Annotated in this window: 1 protein-coding gene and 1 pseudogene; both read right to left on the reverse strand. The window is 69.9% G+C overall.

The genetic code is table 11. From position 1 onward, the window contains the following. Nucleotides 1-17: 17 nt before the first annotated feature. Complete coding sequence (locus tag ACFSVL_RS35365) at nt 18-15,323, reverse strand: type I polyketide synthase (protein WP_449224399.1); 15,306 nt, start codon at nt 15,321-15,323, stop codon at nt 18-20. Nucleotides 15,324-15,372: 49 nt separating this feature from the next. After that, nucleotides 15,373-20,415, reverse strand: a pseudogene (locus ACFSVL_RS35370) (SDR family NAD(P)-dependent oxidoreductase); the annotation flags it as partial. Between the last annotated feature and the right edge of the window lie 17 nt (nt 20,416-20,432).

Here is a 20,432-nt window from a genome sequence, read left to right on the forward strand (position 1 = left end):
GTTCTGCGTCGCTCATGTCAGGTCAACTCCATGTCGATGAACCGGAAGATCTCCTCGTCGGAGGCCGCCCCGAGCCGGTCCGCGACCGGTTCGTCCTTGGCTTCCGGCGTCAGCTCGGCGACGAGTGCCGCCAGTCGTTCCCGTACGCGGCGACGAGTGTCCTCATCGGACTCCGCGGTCAGCATCCCGTGCAGCCGGTCGAGTTCCTCGTCCACCGAACCCGCTGGCGCGCCGGGCGATTGCGCCGCGGTGAGCTGAGTGCGCAGGTGCCGGGCGAGGTCGGCGGGGGTCGGATAGTCGAAGACGACGGTAGCCGCGAGCCGGACACCGGTGGCCGCACCGAGCCGGTTCCGGAGGTCGACCGCGGCGAGCGAGTCGAAGCCGAGTTCGCGGAACGCCCGTCCGGACGGCAAGGTCGCCGGGTCCGGATGGGACAGCACGGCCGCGACCGCGCCGCGGACCAGGTCGGTCAGCTCGCGCAGCTGGTCCTCTTCGGACAGTCCGGCGAGCTTGGCCAGGAGCGTCGGCTCGGCGGCGCCGTCGTTCTCCGGGGCCGTCTCCAACTCCTCGAACAGTGCGCTCGGGCGGACCGCGGTGAACGCGGGGAGGAACCGAGCCCAGTCGATATCCGCGAGGACGACGGCGGGGTCGCCGTTGGCCACCGCATCGGCCATGGCAGGCAGAGCGCGTTCGGCGGGCAAGGCGAACACGCCGCGTCGCCGCAGTTGTTCCCGGCGGTCGCGTTCCGTTTCCTCGTCAGCTCCGCCGAGGCCCGCATCAGCCCACGGGCCCCAGGCTACGGACGTCGCGGGCAATCCCCGCTGACGCCGGTGCTCAGCCAACGCGTCCAGGAAGGCGTTGGCCGCCCCGAACGCGCCCTGTTCGGCCGCGCCCCACACGCCCGAAACCGAGGAGTAGAGCACGAAGGCGTCCACATCGGACACCAGCTCGTGCAGGTTGATCGCGCCGAGCACCTTCGTCCGCACAGCGGCGGCAAAGGCATCCGGCGTGGTGTCGGCCAGCGCGCCGGAAGTGACTTCGCCCGCTCCGTGGATGACGGCAGTCGGCTGATACTGGGCGAGCACCCGGGAAAGCGCCTCCCGGTCAGTCACGTCGCACACCTCCCGGATGACCGGCACGCCGAGGTCTTCTGGGAAGGGATTCCCGTCGCCGACCAGGACCAGTCGTTCCGCGCCGTTCTCCGCCAGCCAGCGGGCGGTCGGCTCGGTGAACTGGCCCTCGGTGAGCAGCACTGTGCCGCGCGGCTGCCAGCGGTCGTCTGTCCGCAATGGGGCGGGGACGAGCCGACGCGCGAGCACAGTGGACTCACGGATCGCCACCTGGTCCTCGTTCCCGTTCAGCACCACGGGAAGCAAGGCAGGGTCGGTGAGGTCCACGACGCCACCGCGGCGGCGCGGGTATTCGAGAGCGGCGGCCCGGGCCAGCCCCCACACCATGGCTTGCCGGGGCGTAGTGACCTGGTCGCCGACCGCACCCGAGGTGACCAGCCACAGTGGAGTGTCCCCAGCGGACTTGATCAGGTCGAGGGTGGCTTCGAGCCCGTCCTCGCCGAGCGCGAGCAGGGAGACAATGCCGTCCACCGCACCGATCGGCTCACCCGGCCGGACGGTGACCACCGAAGCGCCGGCGTTCTCCAGCGCCTGGACGTAGGCCTGGTTCTCCTCGCGGGAAACCACTGCCCAATGACCGGTGAGTCGGGCGTCGGCGGCGGGTTGCGGTCGCCATACCGTCCGGTATCGCCAGGAGTCCACATCGGAACGCTGCTGGCTCTTCTTGCGCCAAGCGGACAAGGCGGGAAGGACAGGGGCGAGCGTGTCCTCCTCAACCCCGAGCAACGTGGCCAGCGAGTCGCCTTCGACCGCCGCCCAGAAGCTCGCGTCCTCGGCATCGGCGCTGGTCGCGGGCGCGTCGAGCCAGTATCGCTGGCGCTGGAAGGCGTACGTCGGCGGCTCGGCGGGCTGGATCCCGGCGGGGAACGCCGCCGCCCAGTCGACCTTGACACCTTGCACGTAGGCCTCGGCTATCGACTCATGGAACCGGTCGAGCCCGCCCTCGTCGCGGCGGAGCGAGCCGGCCGTGATCGCGTCCGGCACGCTTTCGGCGATCGTCGGGACCAGCACCGGGTGGGGGCTGACCTCGATGAACGTCCAGTACCCGGCCGCGTACAGCGCGCGCACCGACTGATCGAATTGGACGGTCTGGCGGAGGTTCCGGTACCAGTAGTCGGCGTCGAGGCCGTCGGTGTCGAGCCAGTCGCCGGTGACCGTCGAATAGAACGGCACCGCGGCCGGTCCGGCGCTGCTCCCGGCGAGGTCCGTGGCCAGCTGGTCCTGAATGGACTCCACCTGGGTGGAGTGCGAGGCGTAGTCCACCGCGATCCGGCGGGCCCGGATGTCCCGGGATTCGCACACCTCCAGGAGCTTGTCGACGGCCGCCGGACTGCCCGAGACCACTGTGGACGACGGGCCGTTGACCGCCGCGACTTCGAGGTCCACGAGCAGGTCGGCCAGGTCGTCGACCGGCAGGGCGACCGAGACCATGCCGCCTTGTCCGGCCAGCACCTGCCCGATCAGCCGACTCCGCAACGCGACGATCCGCGCACCGTCCGTTAAGGACAGTGCGCCAGCGACGCACGCGGCGGCGATCTCCCCTTGGCTGTGACCGACGACGGCGGCCGGCTCGACGCCGTAGGAACGCCACAGTTCGGCCAGCGAGACCATCACCGCCCACGACACCGGCTGCACGACGTCCACCCGCTCCAGCAGCGCACTGTCGGTCAGCGCGTCCTCCAGCGACCAGTCCACGAACTCACTGAGCGCCGTGGCGCACTCCGCCAGCCGCGACGCGAACACCTCCGAGCCTGCCGCCAGCTCGCGGGCCATCCCGACCCACTGCGAGCCCTGGCCCGGGAAGACGAACGCCACCTGACCGGCGGCCCGGACCGTCCCCTCAACCAGCCCAGAAGTCGAGTTTCCGCTGGTCAGCGCATCAAGACCGGCAGCGAGCCCGACCCGGTCGCCCGCGAGCAGGACCGCGCGGTTCTCGAAGGCAGTCCGCGCGGTGGCCAGCGTGTAGGCGGCACCGGACCAGTCGGCGTCATCATCGAGCCAAGCGCGCAGTCGTGCGGCTTGGGCGCGCAACGCGGGTTCGCCCCGGCCGGACAGCACCACCGGCACCGGGCGTTCCGGCTGCTCCGGCAGTGCGGCGACCGGCGGCTGCTCCACGATCACGTGCGCGTTCGTGCCGCTGATGCCGAACGACGACACCGCCGCCCGGCGCGGGCGATCCACCTGCGGCCACTCCACCGGCTCGGTGAGCAGCTGGACCGCGCCGCTCTCCCAGTCCACATGCGACGTCGGCTCGTCCACGTGCAGCGTGCGAGGCAGCCGGCCGTCGCGCATCGCGAGCACCATCTTGATCACACCCGCGACCCCGGCGGCGGCCTGGGTGTGACCGATGTTCGACTTGATCGAACCCAGCCACAGTGGACGGTCCCGATCCTGTCCGTAAGTCGCGAGCAATGCCTGCGCTTCGATCGGGTCGCCGAGCGCGGTCCCGGTGCCGTGCGCTTCCACCGCGTCGATGTCCTGAGTGGACAGGCCTGCCGACTGCAAGGCGGTCCGGATGACGCGTTCCTGCGACGGACCGTTCGGTGCGGTCAGGCCGTTGGACGCGCCGTCCTGGTTCACCGCGGAGCCACGCACGACGCCGAGGATCCGGCGGCCGTTGCGTTTGGCATCCGACAGGCGTTCCAGCAACAGGATTCCCGCGCCTTCACCCCACACGGTCCCGTCCGCCGCCGACGAGAACGCCTTGCACCGGCCGTCCGGGGCGAGGCCGCGCTGACGGCTGAACTCGGTGAACAACCCGGGTGTCGCGAGCACCGTGACACCGCCGGCCAACGCGAGCGTGCATTCCCCAGCACGCAGCGACTGGGCCGCCAAGTGCATTGCCACCAACGACGACGAGCACGCAGTGTCCACAGTGACCGCTGGTCCTTCAAGACCGAACGAATACGAAACCCGGCCCGACGCCACGCTTCCGGCGGTGCCCGCGCCGAGGTAGCCCTCCGCTTCTTCTGGCAGGACTGGCATCCGGCTGGCGTAGTCGTGATGCATGACGCCAGCGAACACTCCGGTCCGGCTGCCGCGGACGGATGTCGGATTGAGCCCGGCGCGCTCGAAGGCCTCCCAGGACACTTCCAGCAGCAACCGTTGCTGCGGGTCCATCGCGACTGCCTCGCGCGGGCTGATGCCGAAGAACTCCGCATCGAACTTCGCCGCGTCAGCGAGGAAGCCGCCCTCGGTGACGTAGCTGGTGCCGGGATGATCGGGGTCCGGGTGGTAGAGCCGGTCGAGGTCCCAGCCGCGATCAGACGGGAACGCCGAGATGCCGTCTCCGTCGCGGGAGACCAGCTGCCACAGGTCTTCCGGGGTCTCGACACCGCCGGGATACCGGCAGGCCATGCCGACGATCGCGATCGGCTCGTCCGACGGAGCGGTCACCACGGTGCGCCGGGTGGTCGCCTGCTCGGTCAGCCTCGTCAGCAGGTAGTCCACAACGGACTCGGTGGTCGGATGGTCGAACACCAGCGTCGTCGGCAGGCGCAGCCCGCTCACTGTGGACAGTCGGTTGCGCAGTTCGACCGAGGTCAGCGAGTCGAAGCCGAGGTCGTTGAACGCACGGTGTTCATCGGCGGGTTCGTCGTGCCCGAGAGTCGCGGCGACCGCGGAGCGGACGGTGTTCAGCAGCAAGCGTCGACGGCTGGCTTCGTCGAGCGCGGCCAGCTCGGCACCCAGGCCGGATGTACTGACCACAGTGGACTTGGCGGGAACGCGGACCAGGCTGCGCAGCAGCACCGGGTTCTCCCCCGCCCTGGCGCGTTCGCGCAGCGCGGGGAAATTCAGCCGGAGTGGCAACGAAAGCGGTGGTCCAGCAACAGCGGCGTCGAACAGACGCAGACCTTCGTCCGGAGTGAGCGGGGTTAGGCCGAGGCGTTCGATCCGGCGGCGGGAAGCCTCGTCCAGCGCGCCCGCCATGCCGGAGGCCCACGGGCCCCAGGCCAGCGACACCGCGGAAAGCCCATCGGCGACGCGGCGGTGCGCTATCGCGTCGAGGAACGCGTTGGCCGCCGCGTAGTTGCCCTGACCGGGGCTGCCCAGGATGCCTGCGGCCGAGGAGAACAGCACGAAGCGCGGCACGTCCGGAGTCAGCTCGTGGAGGTTCCAGGCCGCGGTGGCCTTGGCACGGAAGACGTGCTCAAGGCGTTCCGGCGTCAGGGATTCCACGACGCCGTCGTCCAGCACGCCCGCTGCGTGGACGACCGCGCCGAGGTGGTCGATCGAGGCGAGCAAGGCAGCGGTCGCCTCGCGGTCGGCGACATCGCAGGCTTCAATCTGGACGGTCGCGCCGAGTTCCGACAGCTCGGCTTCGAGTTCCGCCGCTCCGGCTGCCGCGCGGCCGCGACGGCTGACCAGCACCAGGTCGCGCACGCCGCGTTCGGCAACCACGTGCCGGGCCAGCAGCGAGCCGAGGCCGCCCGTTCCACCGGTGATCAGGACAGTTCCGGTCCATTCGCCGTCCACAGTAGACGGGGCGCGGATGAGGCGCGGAACAAAGGCTTTTCCGTCCCGCAAGGAGATCTGCGGTTCGCCGGAGGCCAGTGCGCCAGCGAGGTCGGGCGAGTCGGTGTCGGCGTCCACCAGGACGAACCGGCCGGGGTTCTCCGCTTGGGCGGAGCGGACCAGACCGTGCACTGCGGAGGCAGCCGGGTTCTCAGTTGCGTTCTTCGTGAGCACGACCAGCCGGGACTGCCCGTCTTCCAGCCAGTTCTGGAGAATAGGCAACACCCGGTGCAGCTCGGTCAGCGCGTCCTCGGACGAACTCCGCAGCACGACGAACTCCGACGAGGGATCGGCGGCGGGAAGTTCGACCGGCTGCCAGTCCACAGTGAACAGTGCGTCGTCGACCTGCTGGTGCAGCGCTATCGGCCGCAGTGCCAGCGATTCCACTGACAGAACCGGTCGGCCGTGCTGGTCGGTCGCGGTCAGCGAATAGCCGCCGGGGGCCGGGCTCAGCCTAACCTGCAGCGCGCGAGCGCCCGTCGCGTGCAGCGTCACGCCGCTCCAGGAGAACGGAAGCGACGCGGTGCCCGATTCGTCCCGAGCAGCCAAGGCGTGCAGGGCCGCGTCTAGCAACGCCGGGTGCAGGCCGAATGCCTCCTGCTCGGTTTCGTCCGGGACCGTGACCAGGCCGATGAGGTCGCCGTCCGGAAGCCACACCCTCCGCAGGCCGCGGAACACCGGACCGTACTCGAGTCCGCGGTCCGCCATCGTCGCGTAGAGATCGTCTACGTCCACTTCGGACTCGCCGTCCGGAAGCGTCGGCCATTCCGCCTCGACCGGCTCAGCGGGAGCCAGGACCCCGCGCGCGTGCCGGGTCCACGGCAGCGCTGGGTCCGATCGCGAGTAGCAGGTCAGTTCACGGCGGCCGGACTCGTCCGGTTCACCCGCTGCCAGCTGGACCGTCACGCTGCCGTCCGCCGGAAGCACCAGCGGCGTGTCCAGGATCAGCTCGGCGACCGCCCCGCAGCCCAGTTCGGCACCGGCGCGAAGAGCCAGTTCCAGCAGCGAAGTCCCGGACACCACGATCTGCCCGGACACCACGTGGTCGGCCAGCCACGGTTGCGCGGAAACGGAAAGCCGGCCGGTGAAGATCGCCCGGTCGCCGTCGGCCAGCGCGACGCTCGCGCCGAGCAGCGGGTGTTCGATCGGAGCGAGACCGGCGGCAGCCGCGTCCCGTTCCGGCGTCGCGAGCCAGAAGTGCCGGTGCTGGAAGGCATACGTCGGCAGATCCACGACCGCGGCCTCGCGACCGGCGAACACCGCAGCCCAGTCCGGAGAGAAACCGTGCACGTGGAGCCGGGCCACAGTGTCCAGGAGTGCCGGAACTTCCGGGCGGTCCTTGCGCATCGACGGCACCAGCAACGCGGCCATCGATTCCGGCAGACAGTCCACAGTGGTCGCAGTCAGCACGCTGGCCGGGCCGACCTCCACAAAGGCCGTTACGCCCAGCTCCGCCAAACACTGCACAGCAGGGAAGAAACGGACACCCTGCCGCAAATGCCGCACCCAGTAGTCCGGAGTGCACATTTCGTCCGGAGCGACGAGCTGTCCGGTGACCGTCGAGACGATCGGGATCTCCGGTGCACCGAAGGTCACCGTGGCGACAGCTTCCCGGAATTCGCCGAGAATCTCGTCCATCTGCGGAGAATGCGCGGCGACACTGACTTCAAGCCGGCGCGTCCGGCGGCCCCGGGCACGCCATTGCGCGGCAATCTCCGTGACGACGGAATCGTCCCCGGACAGCACCAGCGACGTCGGCCCGTTGACCGCGGCGATTCCGACCTCATGGTCGCGGCTGACAAGAGTCGGGGCCATTTCGTCTTCGGTGGCCTCGATGGCGAACATCGCGCCGTTTCCGGACGTCTGGTCCATCAACCGGGCCCGCGCGCCGACCACCGCGGCAGCGTCGGCCAGACTCAACACCCCCGAAACGTGCGCGCAAGCCAGCTCGCCCGCCGAGTGTCCGGCGAGGTAGTCCGGGCGCAGTCCCCAGTATTCGAGCAGCCGGTACAGCGCGATTTCGGTGGCGAACAACGCGGCCTGGGTATAGCCGGTGCGTTCCAGCAATGCCGCCTCGGGCGTGCCTTCTTCGGCGAAGACGATCCCGCGAATTCCGCGCGGGAGGTGCGGGTCCAGCGCCTGGCATGCCTCGTCGAAAGCGGCCGCGAAGACCGGGAATTCCGCGCTGAGTTCGCGGCCTGCGCCGAGTCGTTGCGATCCTTGGCCGGAGAAGGTGAAGGCGAGTTTTCCGGCCTCGGCTCGCCCGGTGACCACATTCGGTGCGTCCACACCTTCGGCGAGCGCCGCGAGACCGGCACGGAAATCGGTGAGCACTGCCGCGCGATGCGGATGCGCCGTCCGTGTCGTGGCGAGCGCCCGGGCAAGGTCTGGCTCGTCCACAACGGACAGCAGGCGTGCGGCCTGGTCGGCGAGTGAGCGCGGGTTGCGCGCGGACAGCACCAGCGGCGCGTCGAGCGGCTCGCCGGACGGAACCGTCGCGGCTGGCGCCTGCTCAAGAATGATGTGTGCGTTCGTGCCGCTCACACCGAAAGACGAGACAGCGGACCGGCGCGGGCGATCCGTCTCCGGCCAGTCCGTCGGTTCGGTCAGCAGTTGCACCGCGCCGGAACGCCAGTCGACGTGCGGCGACGGTTCATCGACGTGCAGGGTGCGCGGCAGCAGGCCGTCCCGCATGGCCAGCACCATTTTGATCACGCCGGCCACCCCGGACGCCGCCTGGGTGTGACCGATGTTGGACTTGACCGAGCCGAGCCACAGTGGACGGTCGCGGTCCCTGCCGTAAGTCGCGAGCAGCGCTCCGGCCTCGATCGGGTCGCCCAGGGAAGTTCCGGTGCCGTGTCCTTCCACCGCGTCGATGTCCGTTGTGGACAGACCGGCGGACGCCAATGCCGCCCGGATCACCCGTTCCTGCGAAGGACCGTTCGGCGCGGTCAGGCCGTTCGACGCACCATCCTGGTTCACCGCCGAGCCCCGCACCACCGCCAAAACGCGGTGGCCGTTGCGTTCGGCGTCGGAAAGGCGTTCCAGCAACAGCATTCCCGCGCCTTCGGCCCACGCGGTACCGTCGGCGGCTCCGGCAAACGCCTTGCACCGGCCGTCCGGGGCCAGCCCGCGCTGACGGCTGAACTCGGTGAACAGACCTGGCGTGGCCATCACGGTCGCGCCGCCGGCGAGAGCGAGATCGCATTCGCCGCGGCGAAGGGCGTGCCCGGCAAGGTGCATCGCGACCAGCGACGACGAGCACGCCGTGTCGACCGTCATCGCCGGGCCCTCGAAGCCGAAGGTGTAGGACACCCGGCCGGACGCGACGCTCGCCGCGCTGCCGGTCAGCCGATGGCCTTCGCCGCCGGGAACCGGTTGGTGCAGCATCGGGCCGTAGTCCTGGCGCATCGCGCCGACGAACACACCGGTCTGGCTGCCGCGCACCGACGCCGGATCGATGCCAGCGCGTTCCAGCGCTTCCCACGACGTTTCCAGCAACAGCCGCTGCTGCGGATCCATCGCGCGAGCTTCGCGGGGGCTAATGCCGAAGAAGTCCGCGTCGAATTCGGCGGCTGACGCCAGGAATCCGCCCTGGGTGACGTAACTGGTGCCGGAGCGGTCGGGGTCGTCGTCGAACAAGGTGCCGAGATTCCAGCCGCGATCGCGCGGGAAATCGGTGACGCCGTCCCCGTCGGCCAGGAGGAATTGCCAGAATTGTTCGGGCGAACAGGTATCTCCGGGGAATCGGCAGGCCATGCCGATGATCGCGATGGGCTCGTCGTCGGCGACGGCTTGCTGCACCGGGATAACGGGTTCGGGTTCCGCGGAACGGCCGAGATGCGCGGCGAGCGCGGCCGGGGTCGGATAGTCGAACACCAGCGTCGCGGGCAGTGCCGTGGCGGTGGCGGCGGAGAGCCGGTTGCGCAATTCCACTGCGGACAGTGAGTCGAAACCGAGATCGGTGAACGCGCGTTGCGGGTCGATCGCGGAAGCTCCCGGATACCCGAGAACCGCGGCGACTTCCGCACACACGAGTTCCTCGAAATTGTCCACCCGTTGCGGAGCGGGGTCCGCGGTCTTCGCGGCGGCTCGACGGACCGGGGCTTTGATCAGGCCGCGCAATGCCCACGGCACCGTTTCCGCGCGTTCCGGGCGGAGCTTCAGCGGGACCAGCACCGGTTCATCCACCGCCATTGCGGCGTCGAGGAGTGCTAATCCTTCCTCGGCCGACAATGCTCCGACACCAGACCGGGCGATACGCGCCAGATCCGCTTCGGTCAGTTCACCAGTGAGCGTGCTGCTCGGTGCCCACAAGCCCCATGCCAGGGATTGCGCTGGAAGACCGGCCGCGCGCCGGTGCTGCGCGAGTGCGTCCAAGGCGGCATTCGCGGCGGCATAGTTCGCCTGCCCCGGTCCACCTAGGACACCTGTGGCGGACGAGAAAAGGACAAACGCGGCCAGGTCCAGGTCTTGGGTGGCGGTATGCAATTGCCACGCCGCATCGATCTTCGGCCGCAGTACGGCGTCGATTCGCTCCGGGGTGAGCGATTCGACCGTTCCGTCGTCGGTGATTCCGGCCGCGTGGAAGACCGCGGTGAGCGGATGGGCGGCCGGGATCTCGCTGAGCACAGTGGACAGTGCGGCCGGGTCGGTGACGTCGCAGGCCGCGACCGTGACCGTCGCGTCCAGGTCGGCCAGGTCCTCGGCCGTACCGCGACGGCTGAGCAGCAGCAGATGCCGGACGCCGTGTTCGGCGACCAGATGGCGGGCGACCAGGCGGCCGAGCGTGCCGGTGCCGCCGGTGATCAGGACGGTGCCGTCCGGGTCGAGCCGACGGGGCAGGGTCAGCACGACTTTGCCGGTGTGTTTCGCCTGGCTGAGGAACCGGAACGCGTCCCGCGCGCCCGAGATCGGCCAACTGGTGACCGGCGGCAGCCGCAACGCTCCCCGCGCGAACAGCGCGAGCACGTCGGCGAGCATCTGCTGGATCTCGTCCGGCGGAACGCGCATCAGGTCGAACGGCTCATAACGCAGTTCGGGATATGCGGCCGGGTCGCGCAGGTCGGTCTTGCCCATCTCCAGGAATCGCCCGCCGGGGCGCAGCAGGCGCAGCGAGGCGTCGGCGAAATCGCCGGTCAGGGAATTGAGGACGACGTCGATCTCGCTGAACTTGTCCGCGAATTCAAGAGTGCGGGACGACGCGATGTGCTCGTCGTCGAGGCCGAGTTCGCGCAGCGTGTCCCATTTGCCGGGGCTGGCGGTGCCGAATACCTCCGCGCCGAGGTGCCGGGCGAGCTGCACCGCCGCGACGCCGACGCCGCCCGCCGCGGAATGGATCAGCACCGATTCCCCGGCGGTGAGCCCGCCCAGTTTGACCAGGCCCAGGTACGCGGTGAGATAGGCGATCGGGACGGCGGCGGCCTGTTCGAAGGACCACCTGTCCGGAATGGACGCCACCAGCCGGTGGTCGGCGATGGCGGCCGGGCCGAAGGACCCGCCGAACATTCCGGTGACACGGTCGCCGACGGTCAGGCCCGAGACGCCGGGTCCGACCTCGGTGATCACGCCCGCGCCTTCGCCGCCGAGCGCGACCTCGTCCGGGTACATGCCGAGGGCTAGCAGGACGTCGCGGAAGTTCACGCCAGCCGCGCGGACGGCGATCCGGACCTGCCCCTCGGTCAGTGGTTCTCCGGCCTCCGGGCACGGGATGAGGGCGAGGTTGTCGAGCGTGCCGCGCGTGGTGACGTCCAGCCGCCAGTGTCCGTCGGGCGGGGTCAGCTCTGGACGGGCTAGCCGGGGAACGCGGACTTCCCCGTCGAGGAAGGAGAATTGCGGTTCGCCGGTGGCGAGTGCGGCTCCCAGCAAGGGCGGCGCGACGTTCGGGTCTTCCAGTTCCGCGATGACGATTCGTCCGGCGTGTTCGGCCTGCGCGGACCGGAGAAGGCCCTGTACCGCGGCGGCGGCGAGTCCTCCGGCGGTCACCACGACCAGCCGGCGGAACCTGTCCGTGACAAGGAATTCCTGGACGGCCCGCAGCATTTCGTGCGTGGCTGGGCCGATTTCCGCTGTCTCCGCGCGGACGACCACGGTGTCAAAGCCGTCCGGAACCGCGGCTAGGTCTACAAAGGATTCCGCGTTCAGGCAGTGCATCGGTGCGCCTACGATGGCCCAGCGTCCGTCGATTGAGGACGGTTCCAGCGGCAGCACTTCCCAGTCCATTCGGAACAGTGAGTCCTGCGCCGTACGTCGGACGGGGGCACCGATCGGCCGCAACGCCAGCGCGCCGATCGACGCGACGGGCGCGCCGGTGTCGTCGGCGAGGTCGATCGCCACCGCGCCGTTGTTCGGGGTGAGCCGGACGCGCAGCGAACGCGCGCCGGTGGCGTGCACCCGGATGTCCTGCCAGGAGAACGGAAGTTGCGCGGTTTCGCCGGTGAACGCCAGTGCGTGCAGAGAGGCGTCGAGGAGCGCGGGGTGCAGGTCGAAGCGTTGCGCGGCTGGGGTTCCGGTGGGCGCGATGTGGGCGTAGAGGGTGTCGCCGTCGCGCCAGGCCGCGCGAAGGTTGCGGAAGGCGGGGCCGTAGCTGAGGCCGGAGTTTTCCAGGCGTTCGTAGAGCCCGTCGAGGTCGACCGGGGTCGCGTTGGGCGGCCATTCCAGCAGGCTCTCCGCCGCCGGGGCGGGCTGTTCGCTGAGGAGGCCGGTCGCGTGCTGGGTCCACTCCTGGTCGCCGGCGGTCTCCGGGCGCGAGTGGATTTCCAGGGTCCAGCGGCCGGGCACGGTGTCCGGTCGCGCCCATACCCGCAGGTCAGCGGCTTCGCCGTCCGGCAGGACCAACGGGGCGTGCAGGGTCAGCTCGTCGACGGTCGCGCAGCCGGTGTGATTGCCCGCCTGCACGGCCAGCTCGACAAACGCCGCGCCCGGGAACACGACCGCGCCGGAGACCTGGTGGTCGGCCAGCCACGGCTGGGCGGCGACGGACAACCGTCCAGTTAGGAGCGTTCCGGCCGAGCCGGGCAGCGTGACGACCGCACGCACCAACGGATGTCCGGCGTCGCGGGCACCGGCCGCGGCCAGTTGCCCGCGTCGGGGCTGGGGTTCAAGCCAGTATTGGTCGTGCTGGAACGGATACGTCGGCAGGTCGATCCGGCGGGCACCGGTACCCGTGAAGACCGCGGCCCAGTCGACCTCGACACCTGCGGCGTGCAGGCGGCCAAGCGTGGTGAGCAGCGTGGCTGGTTCGGGGCGACCCTTGCGAGTGGCCGCACCGGCGACCGACTCAGCAGGCGCGAGCGCGGTCAGGACACCGTCCGGACCCAGTTCCAGGTACCGCGTGACGCCGTGGCCAGCCAGCGTGGTGAGTCCATTGTGGAACTTCACGGCTTCGCGGACGTGCCGTACCCAATAGGACGGTTCGTGCAGTTCGGTGCCGATTTCTCCGGTCAGGTTGGAGATCACCGGAACAGCCGGGGCGGTGTAGCCGATGCTTGCGGCGATTTCGCCGAACTCGTCCAGCATCGCCGTCATCCGGTGCGAATGGAATGCGTGCGACACCGTCAGTCGCTTCGTCTTGCGGCCTTCGGCTTGCCAAGCCTCGGCGACGCGCAGTACGGCGTCCTCGTCACCGGAGACCACGACCGAGCGCGGACCGTTGACCGCGGCGAGGTCCACCCCGTCGGCCAAACTCGGGACGATCTCGTCCTCGGTCGCTTCGATCGCCACCATCGCCCCGCCGCGCGGCAGCGCCTGCATCAACCGGCCGCGCGCGGCGACCAGTTTCGCCGCGTCCGCAAGAGAAAACACTCCGGCGATTTGTGCGGCGGCGAGTTCGCCGATCGAATGGCCGATCAGGTAGTCGGGCTTCACGCCCCACGACGACACCAGGCGGAACAGCGAGACCTCGACGGCGAACAGCCCGGCCTGCGTGTACTGCGTCTCGTGCACCAGGTCGCTGTCACCGAAGACGACGTCCTTTAACGGCTGGTCCAGCAACGAGTCCAGGTGTGCGCAGATCTCGTCGAAGGCTTCGGCGAAGACGCTGAACGTCGCGTACAGTTCCCGGCCCATGCCTGGCCGTTGCGCACCCTGACCGGAGAATGAGAACGCGAGGCGACCGGTGGCGGCGGGCGTCGAGGTCAGGTCGGCGAGGGCGGCTCGGAGTTCTTCCCGGTCAGCGCCGAGCACCACGACCCGGTGGTCGAGAGTGGCGCGGGTAGCGGCGAGCGAGTACCCGATGTCCATCGGGTCGGCGTCCACTTCGGCCAGTTGCCGCGCTTGTTCCTGCAGGGCTGCTTCGGTTTTGCCGGAGAGCACCCACGGGATGGCCGGAAGTGTCCGCCGTGGACTGTCCTCAGTCGCGGCTTCCGGTGCCTGCTCGATGATCGTGTGCGCGTTTGTCCCCGAGATGCCGAACGACGAGACGGCCGCGCGACGCGGGTGTCCGGTCTCCGGCCACGGCTGCGCTTCGGTGAGCAGTTCGACCGCGCCGCTGTTCCAGTCGACGTGCGGCGAAGGTTCGTCCACATGCAACGTCTTCGGCAGCGTGCCCGCGCGGATCGCTTGCACCATCTTGATGACACCCGCGACGCCGGAAGCGGCTTGCGTGTGGCCGAGGTTCGACTTCAGCGAACCAAGCCACAGTGGACGTTCACGCCCTTGGCCGTAGGTCGCGAGCAGCGCACCAGCCTCGATCGGGTCGCCCAGCGCGGTACCGGTGCCGTGCGCTTCCACGACGTCGATCTCGGCCGGGGTCAGCGCGGCGTTCGTGAGGGCCTGGACGATCACGCGTTCCTGCGACGGGCCGTTCGGCGCGGTCAGGCCATTGGACGCACCGTCCTGGTTCACCGCGGAACCACGGAGGACCGCCAGCACCTGGTGCCCGTTGCGCTCGGCATCGGACAACCGTTCCAGCACGAGCAGGCCGACGCCTTCCGACCAGCCGGTGCCGTCCGCGCTGGCGGAGAACGACTTGCACCGGCCGTCCGCGGCCAACCCGCCAAGTTTGCTGAATTCCACGAACGTGCCCGGATTCGGCATCACCGTGACGCCGCCGGCGAGCGCGAGCGAACACTCCCCCGACCGCAGCGACTGAGCCGCCAAATGCAGTGCCACCAACGAAGACGAGCACGCCGTGTCCACAGTGACCGCTGGGCCTTCAAGGCCGAAAGTGTAGGAAATACGCCCGGTGAGAATGCTGGCCGCGTTGCCGTGACCGACGAAACCGGCCAGCTCTTCCGGAACTGCGTCCATCAGGGTCGCGTAGTCGTAGTACATGACACCGGAAAACACCCCGGTTTGACTGCCACGCAAGGAAAGCGGATCTATGCCCGCGCGTTCGAAAGCCTCCCACGCGACTTCCAGCAACAGCCGCTGTTGCGGGTCCATCGCGAGCGCGGCACGCGGGCTGATGCCGAAAAGCGTCGGGTCGAAGTCGCCCGCATTGGCCAGAAAGCCGCCCTCTCCAACGGGAACGTCGCGGGTGTCCCAGCCGCGGTCGGCCGGGAACGGCGAGATCGCGTCGCGCCCCTCGGCGACCAAATTCCACAGATCCTCCGGAGTGGACACTCCACCCGGGTAACGGCACGCCATGCCGACGATCGCCAACGGTTCCCGACGCGCGTTTTCGACCTCACGCAGCCGTTGCTGCGCCTGCTGGGCTTCCGCGAGCGCGCGTTTCAGATATTCGCGGAGTTTGTCCTCACCGGCCATGCGTGTGTGTCCCCCTAGCTCAGTTCGCGCCGAGGCCGTCGACGAGGTCGAACAACTCGTCGTCGCTGGCGGAAGAAAGGTCTTGCTCGCCGGGCGAAGCCGGTTCGGTGCCGGTCCATTTCGCCATCAGCGCGGACAGGCGCATCGCGATCTTCGGCCGGTCGAGCGCGTCGGCGGTTTCCAGCGCCGCTTCGAGCCGGTCGAACTCCGCGCCGAGCGCCGGATCAGCGGTTCCCTCGGCCGACGGCAGGCAACGGTGCAGGTGTTCGGCGAGAGCGGCGGGCGTCGGGTGGTCGAAAACCACTGTCGGCGGCAGGGAAACGCCGGTGGCGGCACCGAGCCGGTTACGCAGTTCCACGACGGCCAGCGAGTCGAACCCGAGGTCGGCGAACGCGCGGTCGGGGCCGATCGCGTCCGGTGCGCCGTAGCCGAGGACGGTGGCGGCCTCGGCTCGGACCAGGTCGGCGAGCGCCTGCTGACGCTCCATTCCGGACAGTGCCGAGACGTCCAGGCGCACAGATCGCTTCGCAGTCCGCGTTTCTCCGGCCGGAACCAGTCGGCGCAGCATCGCCGGGACCGGTCCGGCCGCCCGCACCGCCGCCGGGTCCAGACCAATCGCGACCGGTGCCGCTTCGCCCGAGGCGAGGGCGGCGTCGAACAGGCCGAGCGCTGTTTCGGTCGGCAGCGGGGTCAGGCCGGCGCGGCTGATCCGCGCGCGGTCGGCGTCGCTGAGCTTGCCGGTAATGCCGCTGCTCTGTTCCCACAGCCCCCAGACGATCGACGTCGCGGGCTGACCAGCTTCCCGCCTGCGCCGGGCGAGCGCGTCGAGGGCCGCATTGGCGGCGGAGTACGCGCTCTGGCCGGGGTTGCCCAGCGTGCCCGAAGCCGAGGAGAACAGGACGAAGGCGTCGAGGTCTTCGGTCAGCTCGTCGAGGATGAGCGCGCCCTCGACCTTCGGGCGCGCGACGGCGGCCAGCCGCTCGTCAGTGAGCGAGGTGACGACGCCGTCGTCGGTCACTCCGGCCGTGTGGATTACCGCGGTGACCTGGTGTTCCTTCAGTACGCCAGCGACGGCTTCGCGGTCGGTGAGGTCGCAGGCGACGACGGTGACGTCGGCGTCCAGGCTCTCGACCTCCCCACCACTGCGGCTGAGCAGGACGAGCCGCCGGACCCCGTGTTCGGCGACCAGATGCCGGGCGACGAGCCGGCCGAGCGTGCCAGTGCCGCCGGTGATCAGCACGGTTCCGTCCGGGTTCCAGGCGAATCGCTCGTCCGCGGCGGGCAGGCGCACCAGCCGCGGTGCGGACACCCGGCCGTCCCGGACCTTGACCTGCGGTTCGCCCAGTTCGGCGAGACCGGCGGGCGGCGTGTCGGTGTCGAGGTCGGCCAGGACGAACTGGCCGGGGTGCTCGGTTTGCACCGACCGGACGAGGCCGGACACCGCCGCGGCGGCCGGGTCGGTGTCGGCGTTCCGGGTGCACACTACGAGCGGAGTGGTTCGCGGTTCGGCCACCCAGTCCTGCACCTTGGTGAGCACTTCAGCCGCAGTGGTCCCCGGAGCGAGCACGGCTTGCTCGCCGGCCGTTTCCGTGAACGGCACGTCGAACCACTCGACGCCGAACAGGGACTCGTGGTTTCCCAGCTGCCCGGCGGACACCGGACGGACGGCGAGGGATTCGATGGACAGCACCGGCGAGCCGTGGACGTCGGTCATCTCGACCGCCACTGTGTCCGTTCCGGTCTCGGTGAGCCGCACCCGCACGGACGACGCCCCGCTCGCGTGCAGGGTCAGGCCGCGCCAGGCGAACGGCAGCATCAACCGCGAGCCGAAGAAGTGCCGGACCGCGTGCAGGGCGGAGTCCAGCAATGCCGGATGGACGCCGTACCGCTCGGTGTCCGCCTGGTCCGCTTCGGTGAGGTCGACCTCGGCGAAGATCTCGGTGCCGGAACGCCAGGCGGCGCGCAATCCCTGGAAGGACGGCCCGTAGCCGAGGCCAACACCGGCGAGGTCCGCGTAGGTGGCGGAGACGTCGATCGGAGCGCCTTCCACAGACCACGACACCTGCAGTGGTGTGGTTTCCGCGGGTGACAGGGTGGCCCGCGCGTGACACGTCCAGTCGCCGCCGACGGGACGGGCGTGGACGGTCAGTTCGCGACGGCCGGTCTCGCCGGGTTCGCCGACCTTCACCTGCAGCTCCGCCGGGCCGTCGAGGACGAGCGGGGTTTCCAGGAGGAGTTCCTCGACTGTCGCACTGCCCACCTCGGCGGCGGCGTGCAAAGCCAGCTCGGCGATCGCGCTGCCGGGGACGACGGTCGCGCCCAGCACGACGTGCTCGGCCAGCCACGGTTGATCGCCGGTCGACAGCCGCCCGGTCAGCAGCAGACCGCCCCCGGCCACCTCCACCGTCTCGCCGACCAGGGGATGACCCGCGCTGATGCCGTCCAGCCAGTAACGGTCGCGCTGGAATGGGTAAGTCGGCAAGTCGACAAGATTGGCTTCGAACGACCGCCAGACGGGCGGAGTGCCGTGGAGGTACAGCTGCGCGGCGGTGGTGGTGATGGTGCGGGCCTCGGGCTGGTCGCGGCGCATCATCGGGAGGAAGGTCGCCTCGCTCAGGCATTCCGTGCCGGCGGCGGAGAGCGCGCGGTCGGGGCCGAGTTCGAGGAAGGTCCGAGCGTCCACAGTGGTGTTCGCCTTGCCGACCGCGTCGGCGAATCGCACCGTGTCGGCGATGTTGCGCACCCAGTAGTCGGGCGTCGTGGGGTCCGCACCGGAGATGAATGGGATACGCGGGCGGCGGTACTCCACCGACTCGGCGACCCGGCGGAATTCCTCGAGGATCGGCTGCATCCGCGGCGAGTGGAAGGCGTGGCTGACCCGCAGCCGCCGCGTCCGATGTCCTTCGGCGGCAAGGGTTTCCGCGAGCTTTTCGACCGCGTCCTCGTCGCCGGACAGCACCACCGACTCCGGGCCGTTGACCGCCGCCAGCGCCACGGCCGGGGTAAGCCTCGGCCGCACCGCGTCTTCCGAAGCCGACACCGCCACCATCGCGCCGCCCTCGGGCAGCGCGTCCATCAACCGGCCGCGCGCGGACACGAGCCGAGCCGCGTCGGACAGCGAGAAAATGCCCGCCGCGCAGGCCGCGGTGATCTCACCGACGGAATGTCCGAGCACGCAGGCAGACTCAATGCCCCACGACTCCACCAGCCGCCACAGTCCCATGCCGACTACGAACAGTCCACTTTGGGCATACTGCGTGCGCTCCAGCAGCTTTTCGTCATTGCCCCACAGGACTTCGCGCAGGTCTTGTCCGACCGCGGCGCATGCTTCGTCGAAGGCTTCCGCGAAGACCGGGAAGCGGTCGTAGGCGTCGCGGCCCATGCCCAGCCGCTGGGAGCCCTGGCCGGGGAACATGCAGGCGACTCCCCCGGGCGTGCGGCTCGCGTTGCCGTAGCGAACGTCGGGAAGGTCCTGGCCGGTGGCGAGGGCGTCGAGTTTGTCCAGCAGATCGGCGCGGTCGTCCGCGATCACGAAGCCTCGGTCCGGCAACGCCGCGCGGGTCACTGCGGAGGAGTAGCCGAGGTCGGCGAGGTCGACCTCGGGATGTATGGTCGCGTAGTCCCGCAGCTGGGCGGCCTGCGCCTGCATCGCTGGCACGCCACGGCCGGAGACCACCACGGGACCGGGCCCGGCGGCGGTGCGGGCCGGGATTTCTGCCGCCGGAGCTTGTTCCAGGATCACGTGCGCGTTGGTGCCGCTGATCCCGAACGACGACACCCCGGCCCGGCGCGGGCGGTCCACTTCCGGCCACGCCATCGGCTCGGCCACCAGCCGGACCGATCCGCTGTCCCAGTCCACATGCGACGACGGGCGGTCCACATGCAACGTCTTGGGCAGCGAACCATGGCGGATCGCCTGCACCATCTTGATCACCCCGGCCACGCCCGAAGCCGCGAGCGTGTGGCCGATGTTGGACTTCAGCGCGCCCAGCCATAGCGGACGGTCGCGGTCCTGCCCGTAAGTCGCCAGGAGCGCTTGCGCTTCGATCGGGTCGCCGAGCGCCGTTCCCGTGCCATGCGCTTCGACGGCATCGACGTCCTGTGTGGACAATCCCGCCGAGGCAAGCGCAGCCCGGATCACTCGTTCCTGCGAAGGGCCGTTTGGTGCTGTCAGCCCGTTCGAAGCACCGTCCTGGTTCACCGCCGAGCCGCGCACGACCGCCAGCACCCGGTGTCCGTTGCGCTCGGCGTCGGAAAGCCGTTCCAGCACCAGAAGGCCGACGCCCTCGGCCATGCCCATCCCGTTCGCGCCAGCGGAGAACGCCTTGCACCGGCCGTCTGGCGCGAGCACCCGCTGGCGGCTGAACTCCACAAAGGTGCCCGGGGTCGCGAGCACCGTCACCCCGCCGGCCAACGCGAGCGTGCATTCCCCGGCGCGCAACGACTGTGTCGCCAAATGCAGCGCGACCAAGGACGTCGAACAGGCAGTGTCCACAGTGACCGCTGGGCCCTCGAAGCCGAAGCTGTACGAGACACGTCCAGAAGCGACACTCGGCACGACGCCGGTGACGAGATTGCCTTCCACCCGTTGCGGTGCGACGGCCAGGCCTGGCCCGTACTCCTGGTAGTTCTGCCCGACGAACACCCCGGTCCGGCTGCCCCGCAAGGACAACGGATCGATCCGGCCGTGTTCCAGGGATTCCCACGCGGTTTCCAGCAGGAGCCGCTGCTGCGGGTCCATCGCCAGCGCCTCGCGCGGGCTGATCCCGAACAGCGCGGCGTCGAACGAACCGGGATCGTCGAGGAAGCCGCCCGCCCGGACGTACGACCGGCCGGAACGCGCCGGATCGGGGTCGTACAAGGCTTCGACGTCCCAGCCCCGGTCGTCCGGGAACGGCGAGATCGCGTCGCGGCCCTCGGCCACCAGCTGCCACAGGTCCTCGGGCGAGCGCACGCCGCCGGGGTAACGGCAGGCCATCCCGACGATCGCGATCGGCTCGCGCCGCGCGTCCTCCAGGTCCCGCACGCGCTGCTTCGCCTTGCGAAGGTCGGCAGTCACCCGCTTGAGATAGTCGCGCA

This window comes from Amycolatopsis silviterrae, from assembly GCF_042684085.1.
In the GTDB taxonomy this organism is placed as follows: Bacteria; Actinomycetota; Actinomycetes; order Mycobacteriales; family Pseudonocardiaceae; genus Amycolatopsis; species Amycolatopsis silviterrae.